Genomic DNA, 16,748 nt, shown 5'->3' with positions numbered 1-16,748 from the left:
TGGGCGTATCTTGAACGCTCATTCGCCCAGGTGCCTGGCAAGTCGGGCGATCATCCACAGCCCGGCGGGCGGTCGTCCACAGCGGGACAGGTGATCATCCACAGCGGGGGCGGGCGATCATCCACAGCGGTCGTCCACATCCGTCCACAGGGCTTCCACATGGTTGTCCACAGGCAGGCGGTGGGTTATCCACAGGGCTGCGCACAGGGGGCGTGGATCTGAGGCAGGCTGTCCGGCGTGCGACGTATCGACCGACCCCGACAACTCGCCTGGCAGGTCTTCCGCGGCTCCGACGCCCTGCGCGACGGCCTGCTCACGTTCGAGCAGCTCCGCGGTGAGAACTGGAAGAGCCTCGGCTACGACCTCTTCGCCGACAGCCGGCTGGAGCACGACCACGAGCTGCGCTGCCGCGCGCTGGCACTCGTCCTGCCGGAACGCGCCTACTTCGCCGGCCCTTCGGCGGCGTACCTGTTCGGCGTCGCGCACGCCGCGTCCTTCGCCGATCGGGCGCATCTCGTCGTCCCGGCGGGTGCCCGGCTCAACCAGCGCCAGCACGCAGCCGTCCACCGCATGCTGCTGGCGGACGACGAGGTCGAGACCCATCGCGGCTTCCCGGTGACCCGGCCCTCGCGCACCTGCTGGGACCTGGCGCTCTGGCTCGACCTCGTACCCGCCGTCATGATCATCGACGCGCTGCTGCGCGCCAAGCTGGTGACGGCCGAGGAACTCGGCGAGCTGGCCCGCGCCCGCTTCGGCAGGCACGGCTCGGCACGGGCGGCGAAGGCGTTCGGCCTCGCCGACGGGCGGGCGGAGTCTCCCCAGGAGACACGGTTGCGCCTGGGCCTCGTACGCAACGGCCTACCCCGCCCGGAGCCGCAGTTCCCGGTCCCGGTGGGCGGCCGGGTGCTGCACCCCGACCTCGCCTGGCCCGAGTACAAGGTCGCCATCGAGTACGACGGCGAGTGGCACGACTCCCCCGACCAGTTCCACCTGGATCGCAAGCGCCTGAACCTGCTCGTCGCCGACGGCTGGATAGTGCTGCACGTCACCAGCCGCCGCCTGCGCACCGACTTCCCCGGCGTGCTCCGCGAGGTGAAGACCGCCCTCACCTCCCGCGGCTGGCGCCCCTAGATCACCCGATTTGCCAGGCACATGGGCGAAAGGGCCTTCAAGATACGCCCATGTGCCAGGCAAGTCGGACGATCAACGAAGGTCAGCGGCGGCTGATGGTGAGGGTGGGCTTGAGGGTTTCGGCGAAGAAGTCGTTGCCCTTGTCGTCGACGACGATGAAGGCGGGGAAGTCCTCGACCTCGATCCGCCAGACCGCCTCCATGCCGAGCTCCTGGTACTCCAGGACCTCGACCTTCTTGATGCAGTCCTGGGCGAGCCGGGCGGCGGGGCCGCCGATGGAGCCGAGGTAGAAGCCGCCGTACGCCTGGCAGGACTTGGTGACCTGGCCGCTGCGGTTGCCCTTGGCCAGCATCACGAACGAGCCGCCCGCGGCCTGGAACTTCTCCACGTACGCGTCCATCCGGCCGGCCGTGGTCGGGCCGAAGGAGCCGGACGCGTAACCCTCGGGGGTCTTGGCGGGGCCGGCGTAGTAGACGGCGTGGTCGCGCAGGTACTGCGGCATCGGCTCGCCCGCGTCGAGGCGCTCGGCGATCTTCGCGTGGGCGATGTCGCGCGCGACGACCAGCGGGCCGGATAGCGACAGCCGGGTCTTCACCGGGTACTGCGAGAGCTGCTCGCGGATCTCGGACATGGGCCGGTTGAGGTCGACCTGGACGACCTCGTCGGAGACGTCCTCGACGGTGACCTCGGGCAGGTAGCGGGCCGGGTCGGTCTCCAGCCGCTCCAGCCACACGCCCGACGGCGTGATCTTGGCGACGGCCTGGCGGTCGGCCGAGCAGGACACGGCGATGGCGACGGGGCAGGACGCGCCGTGCCGGGGCAGCCGGATGACGCGCACGTCGTGGCAGAAGTAGCGCCCGCCGAACTGCGCGCCGATGCCGAAGTTGCGGGTCAGTTCGAGGACCTCGGCCTCCAGCGCCACGTCCCGGAAGCCGTGCGCCAGCATCGAACCCGCCGACGGCAGGTTGTCCAGGTACTTCGCCGAGGCCAGCTTGGCGGTCTTGAGCGCGTGCTCGGCCGACGTGCCGCCGATCACGATGGCCAGGTGGTACGGCGGGCAGGCGCTGGTGCCGATGAGGCGCAGCTTCTCGTCCAGGAAGCGCATGAACGAGGTGGGGTTCAGCAGCGCCTTGGTCTCCTGGTAGAGGTACGACTTGTTGGCGCTGCCGCCGCCCTTGGCCATGAACAGGAACTTGTACGCGTCGGCGTGCCCGTCCGGGTCCTCGGCGTAGAGCTCGATCTGCGCGGGCAGGTTGGTGCCGGTGTTGCGCTCGTCCCACACGGTCAGCGGGGCGAGCTGCGAGTAGCGCAGGTTCAGGCTGGTGTAGGCCTCGTACACGCCGCGGGCGATGTTGGCCTCGTCGGCGCCGTCGGTGAGCACGTGCCGGCCGCGCTTGCCCATCACGATCGCGGTGCCGGTGTCCTGGCACATCGGCAGCACGCCGCCGGCCGCGATGTTCGCGTTGTGCAGCAGGTCCTTGGCGACGAAGCGGTCGTTCGGCGAGGACAGCGGGTCCTCGATGATCGAGCGCAGCTGGGCCAGGTGCGCCGGGCGCAGGTAGTGCGCGATGTCGTGCATCGCCTCGGCGGTGAGCTGGGTGAAGATCTCCGGCTCGATGGTGAGGAACTTGCGCCCGCCCGGCCCGCTGACCACGTCCACGCCCTCGTCGGTGACGAGCCGGTAGTCGGTGGTGTCCGCGCCCAGGGGCAACAGGGAGGAGTAGGCGAAGTCAGTCACGGCGAAAAGCGTACTCATGTGTCGTCGGGCCGCAGAATTCGCGGGCAGGCTAATCGAACGCGAGGTAACCGAGATCACGCCGCTGGCCCAACAGCAGGCCTTTCGCGTCGGCGGCGACCACCTCGGCCTCGGTCTTCACCTCGCGGCGCACCCGGCCGGTGCCGGGCTCCAGCACGATCACCCGGTCGGGTGCGCGATCGACGAGCACCACGACCCCGCCACGCATCGCCGCCGACGCCCCCGGGTCGACCTTCCGGCTCCACAGCTGCTTGGGCTTGGCGGGCCGGTCGGCGTCGTGCTCGTACATCGTCAGCTTCTTGCCGTCGGCGGAGCGCACCAGCGCCCGCTCGCTGTCCACGGCCACGACGTGCTCGCCCTCGGCGCAGGTCAGCACGGCCTTGCCCAGGCCGGCGTCGAGCAGCTGCTCGCGCCCGTCCGGCAGCACCGAGACGAGCACCGTGTCGGTGCCGGCCGGCTGGTCGCGCTGGTCGCAGCCGCCACCGCCGATGGTGCGCAGGTGCTGGCCCTTGGGCAGGGACCAGACGACCGTCCCGGTGGAGTCGCGGGCGGTGACCCGCACGTCGCAGCCGCCCTCGCGCGGCGTCGCGACGCTGTGCACCACGCGCCCGCCCGCCACGATGATCCGCTCGCGGCGGCCCGGCTCGACCGGGTCCCGCATCGCCTCGCCGCGGGCCGGGCTGACCACGTACACCTTGCCGTCGACGGGGAAGCCGAGCAGCTGCGGCATCTTGCCGGGCTGGTGCGAGGGCGCGATCCGCTCGGCCGTCACGGGCACGCTGCCGAGCAGGTCCGGATTGTCGGCGAACAGCACGAACCCCATCCCGGGCAGCCCGGTGGACCACTTCTCGTCGCCGCTGGCGGGCTCCCGCGCGGTCAGCTCGCAATCCTGGGGGGTACGGCAGGACACCTCGACGAGCTGGTCGTCATAGGTCCACACGGCCGAGGCCTTGTCGTCGCGCCGGACCACCAGGCCGGTCGCGGGGTCGATCACCTGATACCCCTTGACCAGCAGCGTCCCGGCGACGACGACGGTGCGCTCGGGCGGGCCGGCCACCGCGGCCCAGTCCGCCGGGGTGGACCAGATCCGGCGGCCGGTGGCCCGGCTGCGCGCCTCGACCGAGTCCCGGTGTTCGAGGATGAGCTGGTCGCCCAGCAGCGTGACGGTCTGCGGGGTGCCGCCCAGGCGCTCCTGCCAGCGGGTCGGCGGGTCGGCGATGGGGCCGCTGGTGTTGATCCAGTCCCAGAGGCCGGGGAACGGGTTCCAGACGCCCGTGCTCACCAGCACGGTCATCGCCACGGCAGCCGCCACGAGCCAGCCCGTGCCGGACCTCGCCTGAGCCATCCGGAAAGGATAGCCACGGAATGCTCAAACGTGAGTGACTGTCCGAATCACCCGTGTCGGGCGGCTTTTCCCACCAGCGGCAGGGTGCGGTACGGCAGCTGCTCGGCGAGCGCGATCAGCGTCGAGGCGCGCAGGATGCCGTCGTAGGCCACGATCTCGTCGATGACCCGTTGCAGGTCGGCATTGGACCGGGCGACGATCCGGCACAGCAGGTCGCCGCCGCCGGTGATGGTGTACGCCTCCAGCACCTCGGGGATCGTCGACAGGTGCGCGGCGACCGGGTCGTGGCCGCCGCTCTGCCGGATCTCCAGCGTGATGAACGCGGTGACGCCGTAGCCGATCGCCGCCGGGTCCAGCTCCGGGCCGAAGCCCTTGATGACGCCCCGGGCGACCAGCCGGTCGAGTCTCGCCTGCACGGTGCCCCGCGCCACCTTCAGGCGGCGCGAGGCCTCCAGCACGCCGATCCGCGGCTCGGCCGCGAGCAGCTCGATCAGCCGTACGTCCAGCTCGTCCACGGTGCCGGTCACCGGCCCATCATGTCACCGCGTCACTGCGCCGCCGGCACCGTCCACGTCTCGCCGTCGACGATCAGCTCGACGCGGCGCGGGCGGTCGTCCTCGTCGTGCGGATCCGCCGTCCACGAGGTGCCGTACCAGCCGTCCGAGATGCGTACCGGCACCTTGCGCCCGTTGCGCAGGGTCAGCGTGCCGCCCGTGGCCCCGTCCGGCGCGACGCCGAACAGCCAGCCCTGCGTGTCCGAGGTGTGGTGGAAGTGCTTGGCCGGCTGCCAGCCCTGCGGGGCGGCGGGCACCCGCCGCACAACGGTCAGGCTGATCGTGTCGTCCAGGCGGGAGCAGGCGACGACCGTGTCCGGCGAGCCGTAGAGGAACACCACCCGCTGCCCGTCGCGCCGGACGAACCGGCGTGGTGGCATGTCGATGCGCCCGGCCGCGGCGTACCCCGTCGCGAGGTCCTGCCGGCAGGCCGCGTCCATCGCCCGCTCGTCGTACGCCCCGGGCAGCTCGGCCGAGTCGGCCACCAGGACCTGCGAGACGTTCACGTCGGCCCGCACCACGGCGTCCCGCAGCCCGCCCTCGGGAGCCCACACCAGGAACAGGTGCCCGCCGATCCCGCCGGGGAAGACCCGGCCGTCCGGGGTGAGTGCCTCGATCTTGACGGCCCCGGCCGGCGCCCGCCCGATGATGTAGTCACCGGCGATCTCCTCCGGTCTCGGCTGCGGATCGCTGTCCGGCGAGGTCGCGCGACCCCGCCGGGCCGCGAAGTAGGGGATGCCCGTGCCGGCGTCGGGCAGCCATTTCAGGGTGTTGTCGGCCGAGCGGGAGAAGCCCACCGTCGTGTCGCGGGCGGTGCGCTCGCACTCGGCCGTGAGCCACTCGTTGCCGTACACCCGGATGCCGAGCTCGCCGTGGAACTGCTCGATGAGCAGCGGGGGCAGCTGCCCCTGATCGGCCGGTCGCAGGCCGGTCCGGTCATGCGCGAGCCACTTCCGGTCGCACTCGGCGGCGAACCCGGCCCGCCACGCGGTGGACGCGGCCGACGCGGTGGGCACGGCGCTCGGCGTGGCCGGCGGCTCGGGCTTGCCCGCCGGGGCCTGCGGCCACACCAGCCAGCCCACCGCCACGACGGCGGTGGCCGCGGCCACCGCGGCCCAGGCGCCCCGGCGGCGGCGCGAGCCCCGCCCGGCGCGGTGTTCGATCTCGCTCACCGTCATGGTGAAGCGCTCCTCCCCGTACTCCTCGGAGAGCCGGGTCCGCAGGTCGTCGACGCTCATCAGGCCACCTCCGGGGTGGGCTTGAGGGCCGCCAGGCGGGCCGGCTCCAGCTGGTGACGCAGGGACTGCACCGCACGGTGCAGGTGGGAGTTGACGGTGCCCTCGGCGATGCCGAGCAGCTCGGCGGTCTCGGCCACGCTCAGGTCGGCGACCAGCCGCAGCGCGACCACCTCCCGCTGGCGCCGGGGCAGTGCGGCCAGCTCGCGGCGCAGCCCGCCGCCCGGCTCGGGAACGGCGGCGGGCCGGTCCGGGAGGTCCCCGAGCACCTCCCGGCGCAGCCGCCGCCAGACCGAGCGCCGGAAGTTGAACGCGGTCCGCAGCACCCACGCGGTCGGGTTCGGGTGCACGCGCACCGTCTCCCAGCGCGCGCAGGCGCGGGCGTACGCCTCGGCCACCGCGTCCTCGGCGCCGGCGCGGTCGCCGCCCGCCGCGAGCACGGCGCGGAACACCGCGTCCTTGCCGCTGAGGTAGAACTCAGCGAAGTCGTCCATCCCACATCTCCCCTGGTCACCAGGACTACGCCCGGGAGCCCGGTGAGCATTACAGGGCGAGGTAACGACTTGATAACTAGTCAATCTGTCCAGCGAACTTGCCCATCGGCGGTACGTTCTGCGCAATCTGATCAGTCATCGACGAGACAGTTGCCCAGGTCACGGGCCCGCGCCAAGCTTTCGGCATGACCGCAGTAGCGCACCCGGCCGCCACCCACGCGTCGCCGGACTCCAGCCACGACCCGTTCCCCGTGAAGGGCGTCGACCACATCGCCTTCCTGGTGGGCAACGCCAAGCAGGCGGCGCACTACTACTCGACCGCGTTCGGCATGACGCTCGTCGCGTACCGGGGCCCCGAGCAGGGCTACCGCGACTACGCCGAGTACGTGCTGACCTCCGGCTCGGCGCGGTTCGTGCTGCGCGGCGCGGTGCACGCGGACGCGCCCGGCGCCGACCACCACGCCCGCCACGGCGACGGCGTCACCGACATCGCCCTCGAGGTGCCCGACGTGGACGCGGCGTACGCGTACGCGGTCAAGCACGGCGCGCGGAGCCTGCAGGCGCCCGAGGACCACACCGACGGCAACGGCACGGTCCGGGTGGCCGCGATCGCCACGTACGGCGAGACCCGGCACACCCTGCTGGACCGCTCCCGCTACGACGGCCCGTTCCAGCCCGGCTTCGTCGCCCGCGAGCCGATCGTGGACCGCTCGGCGGCGGTCGCGGCCGGTGCGCCCAAGCGCTTCTTCCAGGCCGTCGACCACGTCGTCGGCAACGTCGAGCTGGGCCGGATGGACGAGTGGGTGGAGTTCTACCACCGTGTCATGGGCTTCACGAACATGGCGGAGTTCATCGGCGACGACATCGCCACCGACTACTCCGCGCTGATGAGCAAGGTCGTCGCCAACGGCACCCGCAAGGTGAAGTTCCCGCTCAACGAGCCGGCCATCGCCCGCAAGAAGTCCCAGATCGACGAGTACCTGGAGTTCTACGGCGGCCCCGGCGCGCAGCACATCGCGCTGGCCACCAACGACATCCTGGCGACGGTGGACGCGATGGCGGCCGCGGGCGTGGAGTTCCTGGCCACCCCCGACTCGTACTACGACGACCCGGAGCTGCGGGCCCGCATCGGCAACGTGCGCGCCCCGATCGAGGAGCTGAAGAAGCGCCGCATCCTGGTCGACCGGGACGAGGACGGCTACCTGCTGCAGATCTTCACCAAGCCGGTGCAGGACCGCCCGACGGTCTTCTTCGAGCTGATCGAGCGGCACGGCTCGCTGGGCTTCGGCAAGGGCAACTTCAAGGCCCTGTTCGAGGCGATCGAGCGCGAGCAGGAGACCCGCGGCAACCTCTGACCCCTAGGAAAGGAAGGGCACCTTCTTATCTCTATCCGTAGAGGAAGGTGCCCTTCTTAACCTGCGAAACCGGCGGCGCTGGCCAGCGCGAGGACATGGAAGGATGTCACGCATGACCTCCCCCACCCCCTCGCCGTTCCCGCCGCCGGCGCCGCCGCCCGGCGCTCCGGGGACGCCTCCCCCGCCGCCGTGGTCGCCGCAGCCCGCGGGCTGGGTGCCGCCGCCCCGGCCGGCCGGGGCCTACCAGCCGTTCGCGGTGCCGCTGGCGCCCAACGGGCTGCCCCTGGCGAGCTTCGGCGACCGCCTGCTGGCGTTCCTGCTCGACGGCCTCATCGCGGGCGTGATCAGCATGGTCGTCACGCTGCCGGCGTCCTTCATCTGGATCTTCAGCTTCGTCGCGACGATCGAGGAGTCGGCCGGCGACTACGACGTGTACGGCCAGCCCGTGCCGCCGGACTTCCTGGCGCTGTTCGGCCCGATGATGATCTTCTTCGCGGTGGTCTTCGGCTTCACGCTCGTCTTCACCTACCTCTACTACGTGGAGTACCAGCTGCGTAAGGGTGGCCAGACCGTCGGCAAGAAGGCGCTGAAGATCCGGATCGTGATGGCGAACCCGGCCGAGGCGCTGACCCGGGGCGCGCTGACCAAGCGGTGGGCCGTCGAGCGGGTGGTGGGCCTGTTCGTGCCGTTCTTCAGCTACCTCGACGGTTTCTGGCAGCTGTGGGACAAACCGCTGCAACAGTGTCTGCATGACAAGGCGGCGCGGACCGTCGTGGTGAAGGTCGGTTAAATAACAGTCATGACGATCAGCCCTGGGTGGTACAAGGACCCCGCCGACCCCAGCACGCAGCGCTACTGGGACGGCGAAGGCTGGCTGGGCGCGCCACTGCCCGCCGACGCGACCCCGCCGGACGGGCCGCCGGCCGTGCCCCCGCCCCCGCCTCCGCCGCCCGCGGCACCCGTCGAGCAGCCCGTGCCCCAGGTGAGCGGCGCCCGCGACGGGGCGGTCCCGCCCGTGCTGCCGCCGCCGAACCTCCCCACCAGCGGTCCCGGCCGTCCCGGCGCCCCGACGGGCGGTCCCGGCCTCCCTGGGGGCAGGCCGTTGCCTCCGGGCTGGCCGCACCCCGTGCCGCAGCCGCCGGTGCGCCCGCACGGCATGCCGCTGGCCACGCCCGGCGCGCGGCTGGTCGCGCGGATCATCGACACCGGCGCGCTGGTGCTACTCAACATCGTCGTCAACGGCTGGTTCGTCTACCTCTTCCTGCGCGACTACATCCCGTACACGCAGGCGATCACCAACAAGTGGCTGGAGACCGGCCAGCTGCCGCTGGACATCGAGCGCCCCGCGCAGGTGGACGCGCTGCTGTTCGTGATCATCCTGATCGCGCTGGCGCTGTGGTTCGCGTACGAGGTGCCGGCCACCGCGCACACCGGGCAGACGCTGGGCAAGCGGCTCGCGAAGGTCAAGGTGGTCCGGGCGGAGAGCCTGGACCCGCTCGGCACCGGGCGCGCCTGGCGCCGCTGGAGCCCGCTGGCCATGCCGCTGCTCCTGTTCACCTGCTGCGGGCCGTTCTTCGTGATCCTGCAGATCGTGGACATCGTGTTCCTCCTGATCGACCGCCAGCAGCGCATGGCCTGGCATGACCGGTCCGCGGGCACCTACGTGGTGCGCGTGCCGGACGCGGTCCGCACCGACAAGAAAGGCGGCATCTGATGAGCAAGAGGACTCTCACCAGGGCTGATCTGGACGCCCTGCCGAACTACGTGCCCGGCCGCTCCGTGCCCGGCGCGATCAAGCTGGCCAGCAACGAGGTGCCGTACGGCCCGCTGCCCGGCGTCGTCGAGGCGATCACCGAGGCGGCCGCGAACGTGCACCGCTACCCCGACATGGGCGTGGTGGCGCTGCGGGACAGGTTCGCCGCGCGGCTGGGCGTGCCCGCCGAGCGGGTGGTGACCGGCTGCGGCTCCGTCGCGCTCGCCGAGCACCTGGTCCGCGCGACCTGCCTGCCCGGCGACGAGCTGCTCTACTCGTGGCGTTCGTTCGAGGCGTACCCGATCATCGCGCACACCACCGGTGCGACCTCGGTGCGCGTGCCGAACACGGCCGAGCACGGCCACGACCTGGCCGCGATGGCCGCGGCGATCACCGACCGCACCCGGATGATCCTGGTCTGCAACCCGAACAACCCGACCGGCACCAGCGTGCGCAAGGCGGAGCTGGACGAGTTCCTCGCCGCCGTGCCCGACGACGTGCTGGTCGTGCTCGACGAGGCATACCAGGAGTTCGTCACCGACCCGGGCGTGCCCGACGGGGTCAAGGTGTACGGCGACCGGCCCAACGTGGCCGTGCTGCGCACCCTCAGCAAGGCGTGGGGCCTGGCGGGGCTGCGCGTCGGCTACCTGGTCGCGCACCCCGAGGTCGCCGGCGCGGTGCGCAAGGTGGTCACCCCGTTCTCGACCAGCATGGCCGCGCAGGCCGCGGCCCTGGCCGCGCTGGACGCCGAGGCGGAGATGCGCCGCCGCTGCGACCTGGTGATCGCCGAGCGCGAGCGGCTGGAGATCGCGCTGGCGAAGCTGCTGCCGGGCGTGCCCGCCAGCCAGGCCAACTTCGTGTGGCTGCCGCTGGGCGAGCGGGCGGTGCCGTTCGCGCAGGCCTGCGAGGCCGAGGGCGTCATCGTGCGGCCGTTCGCCGGGGAGGGCGTGCGCGTCACGATCGGCACCGCGGAGGAGAACGACGCGCTGCTGCACGCCGCGGAGAAGTTCTTCGTCTGACGTACCGACGAAAAGACCGCCGCCGGCCCGCGAGAGCGAGCCGGCGGCGGTCTTTCGTATCAGCCGTCAGGCCGCGGCGACCGTGATCTGCCGCGTGGCGCTGGCGGCCTTGCCCCAGCCGTCGGTCACGGTGAGCGTCACCGTGTACGTGCCGGCCGCGGGGAAGGTGTGCGACATCGACGACGACGTGCTCTGCGCCGTGCCGTCACCGAAGTCCCAGCGGTAGGTGAACGTGTCGCCGACGTTCGGGTCCGCGGACCCGACCCCGGAGATGTTGCACACCAGCAGCGTGCACGACGGCGTGTTGATCACCGGGGTGGGCGCCACGTTGCCCGGGGGCTCCGTGATCGTCACCGGCGTGGTCTTCGTCGCCGTCAGGCCGTACTCGTCCCGCACCGTCAGGACCACGTTGAACGTGCCCGCAGCGGTGTAGGTCTTGGTCGCCACCGCGCCGGAGCCCGAGCCCTGCCCGAAGTTCCACGAGTACGTCAGCGCCGGGGTGTTCTCGTCGGTCGAGGAGCGGCCGTCGAAGGTGCAGACGTTGTTCGTGCAGGACACCGTGAAGTTGGCGACCGGCGGGTTGTTCGCCGGCACCTGGACCGTCACGGTCACGTCCACCGGCGGGTTCGTGGCGAACCCGTGCTGGTCGACGCCCCGCACCCGCACCGTGTACGTGCCGGCCGGGATGGCCGGGGTGGTGTACGAGTAGTTCGAGCCAGGCGAGCCGGGCGAGTTCAGGAACGCGTTGCGCCAGCTCTGCGACGTGCTGGTGAACGTGCCCGACGAGCTCATGTAGCGGCCCGCCGAGTCGACGACGGCCACCTGGGCCTCGGCGATCTGCTGGTCGTCCTCGACACGGCCGCTGACGAAGATGCGAGCGTCGGTGAAGACCGCACCGTTCTGCGGCGCCATCAGGGCCTGCGTCACCGTCGGCGGCAGGTCACCGGGGTAGATGGCGTACGTCGCCGTCGCCCCCGAGGTCGAGGTGTCCTGCTGGCCCACCGTGTCGTACGCGTACGCGGTCACCGCGTACCGGCCCTGGACGGGCAGGTCCGTGGAGAGCGTCCACGTGGTGCTGGTGCCGTTCGGGCTCGCCAGGACCGCGTCACGCGTCGCGAACGCCGCGCTCAGCGAGCCGTCGGCCTGCAGGTAGCGGCTGCTGTCCTGCTCCCGGATGGCGATCTTGACGCTGGCCACCCCGAAGTCGTCCGTGGCCGTGCCGGCCAGGTCCAGGTGCAGCACCGCCGCGGTCTGGTTGCCGGTGACGTTCAGCAGGCCGTTGGGCGGGTTGTCGCCCGGGATCTGCGAGTTGATCGTCAGCCGGCCCTGGTTGGTGCTGGCCGTCTCCAGGCCCACGTCGTCGGTGGCCTTGACCGAGAACGAGTACGTGCCCGGCTTCAGGTTGAACGGCGTGGTGTACGACCAGTTGACGCTGGTCGCGTTCAGGTTCAGCGGCGTGACGCGGAACCAGCCCGCCTGCACGTCGGTGCCCCAGGTGCCGTCGGACGCGAGGTTCTCCCGCGTGGTCGAGTTGCGCAGCTGGATCTCGACGCTGAACAGGTTCTCGTCGTCGCTCGCCGTGCCCGAGAAGGTCATCGGGCTGCCCGGCGCCACCGTCATCGGCGGCGTCGCGGTCGGCGGGTTCATCACCACGGGCGCGGCGATCGCGACGGACGGCGCGATGCCGGTCGTGCTGACGATCCAGGTCCGGTCACTGGTGTCCAGCGAGGACTGGCCGGAGGTGTCGGTCGGCACCACCTGGATCTGCCACTGGCCCTCGTACGGGACCGTGATCTCGGTGGACCAGGTGGTCGACAGGCCGCCCACCACGTCCGGCTGGATCCGGAACTGGTTGTACGCGGTGCTCGCCGAACCGTCGTCCTGCAGGTAGCGGTTGTTGGCGTCGCGCAGGGTGTAGCCGATCGACTGCACGCCCTTGTCGTCGGTCGCCGTGCCGGTGACCGTGAACGTCGTCGACGGGATGATCGAGCCCGACGGCCCGGTGACCGACGCGCTCGGCGTACGGTCGTCGAGGCTGAAGGTCTCGAACTTCTTGATCGCCTTGGTGGCGTCGCTGTTGCCGTTGAGGGCGAACGACTTCGCCTGCACCTTCAGCGTGTGGTTGCCCGCGATGGTCAGCGGCAGCGACCAGGCGCTGGACACCGCGTTCGGCGACGCCAGGTTGGTGTTGATGATCGTCGCCGCGCCCCAGGTGGTCAGGTCGGGCTGCAGGTAGCGGTTGGTCGCCGTGTCGATGATCTCGACCTGGACCCGCCGCAGCCCGCCGGTGGCGGTCGCGGTGCCGGTGATGGTGAACTGCTGGCCCGCCGGGAACACCTTGCCCTCCACCGGGGAGGTGATGACGGTGTCGTACGGCGACGCGGCCGGGATCGAGTTGAAGTCGTAGAACGCGACCCGGCCCACGTTGTAGCCGCCCTGCGTGGTGGCGTCGCCACCGGTGATCAGGCCGCGCGGCGTGGCCAGCATCGCCTTGTTGCCCTCGAACGAGTTCGAGCCCGGGTTCCACTCCAGCGACTTGCCGTTGGCCGGGTCGAGGGCGCCGATGTGGTCGCGGCGGACCACCGCGTCACCCAGGCCGTAGCCGCCCAGGCCCTGGCCCGTGCCGTAGCCGACGTCGTCCAGGCCCGGCCACGGGTCCGGCGCGCTCTGCGACTCGATCCAGGAGAAGTGCCCGCCGATGTACACGGCGTTCTCCGAGATGGCGACGGAGTAGATGCTGTCGAACGCCCGCGAGATCCACAGCGGCTGCACGTGGTCGTTGCCCGCGATCGGGAACGCGATCGCGGTGTCGTTGATCGGCGGCCGGTCGCCACCGGAGCCGCTGGTCACCACGAAGTACTGGTCGTTGGGCGCGATGTCGCCGGCGTAGATGCGCTGGATGCCGCCGACGAACTGCAGGTTGTCGTCCCACAGCCGGCTGCGCCAGGGCAGCAGCTGGTTGTTGGTCGTGTTGATGAGGCCGACGCCGTAGCGGTCCTGCCCCGCGATCTGCCGGCCCGTGTGCACGACCAGCAGCTTGCTGTCGTCGTGCGTCAAAACCAGCGCCTGCACGGTCAGCGCGCCGTCGACGCCGATGCCGCCGGACAGGTTGTTCACGAAGCCGGTCACCACCGCGCCGGTGCTCGCGTTGACCGCGGCCAGGCCGACCCGCGCCACGTTGTTGATCGTGGTGAACTGGCCGCCGATGTACACCGTGGTGTTGGTGGCCTCGATCGAGGTCGCCGCGCTGTTCGCGTTCGCGGTGAACCCGGCGATCGGCGCGCCCGTGGTGAGGTTCAGTGAGGCGACCTTGCGCTTGGTCACGCCGTTGACCGTGTTGAACCGGCCCGCGACGAACAGCTTGGTGCCGTCCGGCGACGCCTCGACCTCGGTGACCGCACCGCCGGCGAACGTCGGCCGGAAGGTGGTGTCGATCAGGCCCGTGTCGATGTTGAACGCCGCCAGGTAAGCCTGGTTGACGGTCGTCGTGTTGGTCGACGTGTTGTTGCGGATCGAGGTGAACGTGCCGGCCACGAAGACCCGGTTGCCGATGTAGGCAAGGTCCGTGATCTCACCGGTCGTGATCCGCGGCGTGTTGGTCCGCGGGATGTCCGGGGCCAACCTCGTGTGATTCGGCTTGGGCTGTGCCGCCGCGGCCGGCGACGACGCCGCCATGACGGTGCCCAGAATGGACAGCCCTCCCACCAGGGAGGCTGTTACTAGCGATGCCACGCCTCTGCGTGTGCGCACGGTTGATCCCCCACGCGTCGAAGATTCCCCAGAACCAGCGGAAAAAGAGCCTCCCCCGGAGACTATGGAGCACCCTCCCAGGCGGTCCCACCGTCTGGAATGGTCTCTTCGCATGGACCGATGGGCCGTCCGGTCCGATGCCCCCGTGCCCACGTCCAACCACACCCTCATCCACGTCGCTGACCTGCGACGATGCGGAGCGATGCAGGCCGCGCGGGGTTCAGTCGCACTTATGACAGCCCATGCGCGCGCATGCGGCGGCCACGACCGGATTCGATCTCCGGAGACCCCATGCCAGCAGGCCGAACGCCGTACCAGTGCGCTGCGGCGACCGTAATAGGGTGCTCCTATGAGATGGCGGACCATGCCCCGGGGCGCACGCATCGCGGTGATCGGCGCTGCCTCGGCGGCGCTGCTGGCGGCGGCAGGGCTGGTCGCCTGGCGCGTGCTCGGCCCGGCCGAGGTCGTCACTCCGGCCCGAAAGGCCTACCCCGAACCGGTGATCCCCGCGCCGGGCCCGATCGGGGCCCTGATCTCCGCACCGCTCATCCTCGACGACCGCATCCGCGTCTTCGCCGACGAACGCCAGGTCTGGGCCGACGCACCACCCGACGTCAAGTACGAGCGCAGCGCGCTGTGGTCGCTGCGCCGCTGGCCCGCACAGCTCATCGGGGTGGTCACCGTCGGCGGCGCCGACCCGGTCGTGGTGAGCAGCTGGTCCGACGGCGCGCTCGTCGGCACCGACCCGCGCACCGGCGAGGTCGCCTGGCAGGTGGCGGCCGAGCCGCTCGGCGACGAGTACGCCGGCCGCCGCACCGGCGCGGCGACGCTCTACCAGCCGCCCGGCCTGTTCACCGCCGACGGCGCGGTCGTGGTCGCCGGTCCGCAGCACGTCACCGCGTACGACCCCGCCACCGGTGGGCAGCGCTGGCAGGTCGCCGCGCCCGCCGCGTCCTGCCGCGGCGCCGATCTCACCGCCACCGGGCAGTACCTGGTCCACGACACGTGCGCCGGGACGGTGCGGCGCGTCGACACCGCGTCCGGTCGCGCACTGCCCGACCTGGGCAGCGGGATCACCGCGGTGGACCCGGTCTCCTGCGTCGTCGGGCACTCGCGCTGCCCGGGTGTACGCCTCACCGGCCGCTCCGGGGTGCAGGGGTTCCTGCTCGACGGCGCCGACGCGCTGCCGTCGCCCGCCCTGTCCGCCGCCGGCACCGTCCTGACCGGGGGCACCGCGGCGTCGGCGCCCGACCCGTCAGCCGTCACCCGCCTCGACGGCCGCGACCCGCGCACCGGCGAACACCGCTGGACCTGGCAGCCGCCGGCAGGCAGCACCACGCCCCCGCCCCGCATCCTGGCCACGGGCCCCGACCGGATCCTCCTGCTCGCCCCGGACCAGACACTCATCGCGATCAGCGCCGAGTCGGGCAAGGAGCTCTCCCGGACGTCCCTGGTGCTCTCCTTCGAGCCCACCACGCCGTACACCATCGCCGAGACCAACACCTCCGGCCGCTACCTCGTCCTGGTCCGCACCGTCCCCGGCATTCCCCCCACCGCCCCCGACGCGGATTACTACTGGTCCCCCCGCCCCGTCCTCCTGGCGGCCTCCTAGCCCCCTGGCGGGTCAGCGCAGTTCGATCCAGTAGCGGCGGGTGCGGCCGAGCTCCGTGTCGCGGACGTCCTCCAGCACGCCGCCGCAGCGTTCGATGGTGCGCGCGGAGGCGGTGTTGTCGTCGGCACAGCTGATCAGCACCCGGTCGAGTCCACGGGCGCGGGCGTGCTTGAGCACCTCACCGACGGCCCAGCTCGCGAGGCCGCGCCGCCGGGCCGAGGGCCGCACCGAGTAACCGATGTGCCCGCCGGCGTTGAGCAGGAAGTCGTTCAGACGGTGCCGCATCGAGATCGAGCCGAGAACCTCCCCGTCCTCGACGATCCACCAGTACGTCGCGTGCACCAGGTTCTCGGGCAGCGGCACCGACTCGTCCGACATACGGCTCAGGCGCTCGACCCAGTCGGCGAACGCCGCGGGCGAATCCAGCTCGGCGGCGTGCTGAACACCGCTGCCGTGCTGCTCCTCGCCGGCCTTCGCCCACTCGTCACGAGCGGTCAACCAGGCGGTGTGCAGCAATACGTTCGGGACGACGAGCTCAGCCATAGCCCGCACGATATGGCCGGCGTCTGTCGACGGCGACCCCATTTCCGATAGGTGCAAGGGCCTACCACCACTCCGCGGGCCCAGCGGGGGACACGAATGCGGTAGTGGTTAAACGCGATCAGGCCCACCCCTTTAGGGGTGGGCCTGATCAGCGATGTTTGTCCGGCGGCGTCCTACTCTCCCACAACGTCCCCGTTGCAG

13 protein-coding genes are annotated in these 16,748 nt (G+C 71.3%); 6 read left to right on the top strand and 7 right to left on the bottom strand.

The annotated features are described in order from the left end of the window. Window positions 1–237 precede the first annotated feature (237 nt). Complete coding sequence (locus tag AB0J67_RS32465) at window positions 238–1,131, top strand: hypothetical protein (RefSeq protein ID WP_363488054.1); 894 nt, start codon at window positions 238–240, stop codon at window positions 1,129–1,131. 82 nt (window positions 1,132–1,213) lie between these two features. Here the strand turns inward: AB0J67_RS32465 and AB0J67_RS32460 are convergent, their stop codons facing one another. The 5 genes from AB0J67_RS32460 to AB0J67_RS32440 are packed head-to-tail and all read right to left on the bottom strand — an operon-like array spanning window position 1,214 to window position 6,515. Further along, complete coding sequence (locus AB0J67_RS32460; RefSeq protein ID WP_363488052.1) at window positions 1,214–2,887, bottom strand: fumarate hydratase; 1,674 nt, start codon at window positions 2,885–2,887, stop codon at window positions 1,214–1,216. A gap of 31 nt (window positions 2,888–2,918) precedes the next feature. Next, window positions 2,919–4,232 (bottom strand): hypothetical protein, encoded by a 1,314-nt coding sequence (locus AB0J67_RS32455; protein WP_363488050.1) that lies wholly within the window; start codon window positions 4,230–4,232, stop codon window positions 2,919–2,921. A 47-nt stretch (window positions 4,233–4,279) separates the two neighbouring features. Beyond that, window positions 4,280–4,759 carry an Lrp/AsnC family transcriptional regulator gene (locus AB0J67_RS32450; protein WP_363488048.1) on the bottom strand — a complete coding sequence of 160 codons (480 nt, stop codon included), beginning with the start codon at window positions 4,757–4,759 and terminating at the stop codon, window positions 4,280–4,282. A gap of 20 nt (window positions 4,760–4,779) precedes the next feature. Then, window positions 4,780–6,024: a hypothetical protein gene (locus AB0J67_RS32445; protein WP_363488046.1), complete on the bottom strand. Its 1,245-nt coding sequence runs from the start codon at window positions 6,022–6,024 to the stop codon at window positions 4,780–4,782. Then, window positions 6,024–6,515, bottom strand: coding sequence for a sigma factor-like helix-turn-helix DNA-binding protein (locus tag AB0J67_RS32440; RefSeq protein ID WP_363488044.1), 492 nt, complete (start codon window positions 6,513–6,515; stop codon window positions 6,024–6,026). The genes AB0J67_RS32445 and AB0J67_RS32440 overlap by 1 nt, the downstream gene beginning before the upstream one ends. A gap of 185 nt (window positions 6,516–6,700) precedes the next feature. Here AB0J67_RS32440 and hppD point away from each other — a divergent pair, with 185 nt between their 5' ends. The 4 genes from hppD (at window position 6,701) to hisC (ending at window position 10,642) form a co-directional block, all read left to right on the top strand. After that, on the top strand, window positions 6,701–7,870 hold the full coding sequence (hppD, locus tag AB0J67_RS32435; RefSeq protein ID WP_363488041.1) for a 4-hydroxyphenylpyruvate dioxygenase: 1,170 nt from the start codon (window positions 6,701–6,703) through the stop codon (window positions 7,868–7,870). Between the two features lie 112 nt (window positions 7,871–7,982). Next, entirely contained in the window at window positions 7,983–8,660 is a 678-nt protein-coding gene (locus AB0J67_RS32430) for an RDD family protein (protein ID WP_363488039.1), read from the top strand. A 9-nt stretch (window positions 8,661–8,669) separates the two neighbouring features. Then, a complete protein-coding gene (locus AB0J67_RS32425; protein ID WP_363488037.1) occupies window positions 8,670–9,584 on the top strand; it encodes an RDD family protein in 915 nt (304 codons plus the stop codon). After that, window positions 9,584–10,642 (top strand): histidinol-phosphate transaminase, encoded by a 1,059-nt coding sequence (gene hisC, locus AB0J67_RS32420; protein ID WP_363488035.1) that lies wholly within the window; start codon window positions 9,584–9,586, stop codon window positions 10,640–10,642. The genes AB0J67_RS32425 and hisC overlap by 1 nt, the downstream gene beginning before the upstream one ends. 66 nt (window positions 10,643–10,708) lie before the next feature. Here the strand turns inward: hisC and AB0J67_RS32415 are convergent, their stop codons facing one another. Beyond that, the gene (locus AB0J67_RS32415) at window positions 10,709–14,263 is read right to left on the bottom strand and encodes a PKD domain-containing protein (protein WP_363488033.1); all 3,555 of its coding nucleotides are present in this window, start codon (window positions 14,261–14,263) and stop codon (window positions 10,709–10,711) included. A gap of 478 nt (window positions 14,264–14,741) precedes the next feature. On the opposite strand from AB0J67_RS32415, the gene AB0J67_RS32410 reads away from it, so the two are divergent. Then, window positions 14,742–16,004 (top strand): PQQ-binding-like beta-propeller repeat protein, encoded by a 1,263-nt coding sequence (locus AB0J67_RS32410; RefSeq protein WP_363488031.1) that lies wholly within the window; start codon window positions 14,742–14,744, stop codon window positions 16,002–16,004. A 12-nt stretch (window positions 16,005–16,016) separates the two neighbouring features. Here AB0J67_RS32410 and AB0J67_RS32405 read toward each other — a convergent pair whose 3' ends face one another. Then, window positions 16,017–16,547 carry a GNAT family N-acetyltransferase gene (locus tag AB0J67_RS32405; protein ID WP_363488029.1) on the bottom strand — a complete coding sequence of 177 codons (531 nt, stop codon included), beginning with the start codon at window positions 16,545–16,547 and terminating at the stop codon, window positions 16,017–16,019. Window positions 16,548–16,748: the final 201 nt, after the last annotated feature.

Source organism: Catellatospora sp. NPDC049609 (assembly GCF_040675365.1).
GTDB lineage: Bacteria > Actinomycetota > Actinomycetes > Mycobacteriales > Micromonosporaceae > Catellatospora.
Note: the sequence above shows the minus strand (reverse complement) of the source record. Positions and strands in the feature narration are given on the sequence as shown.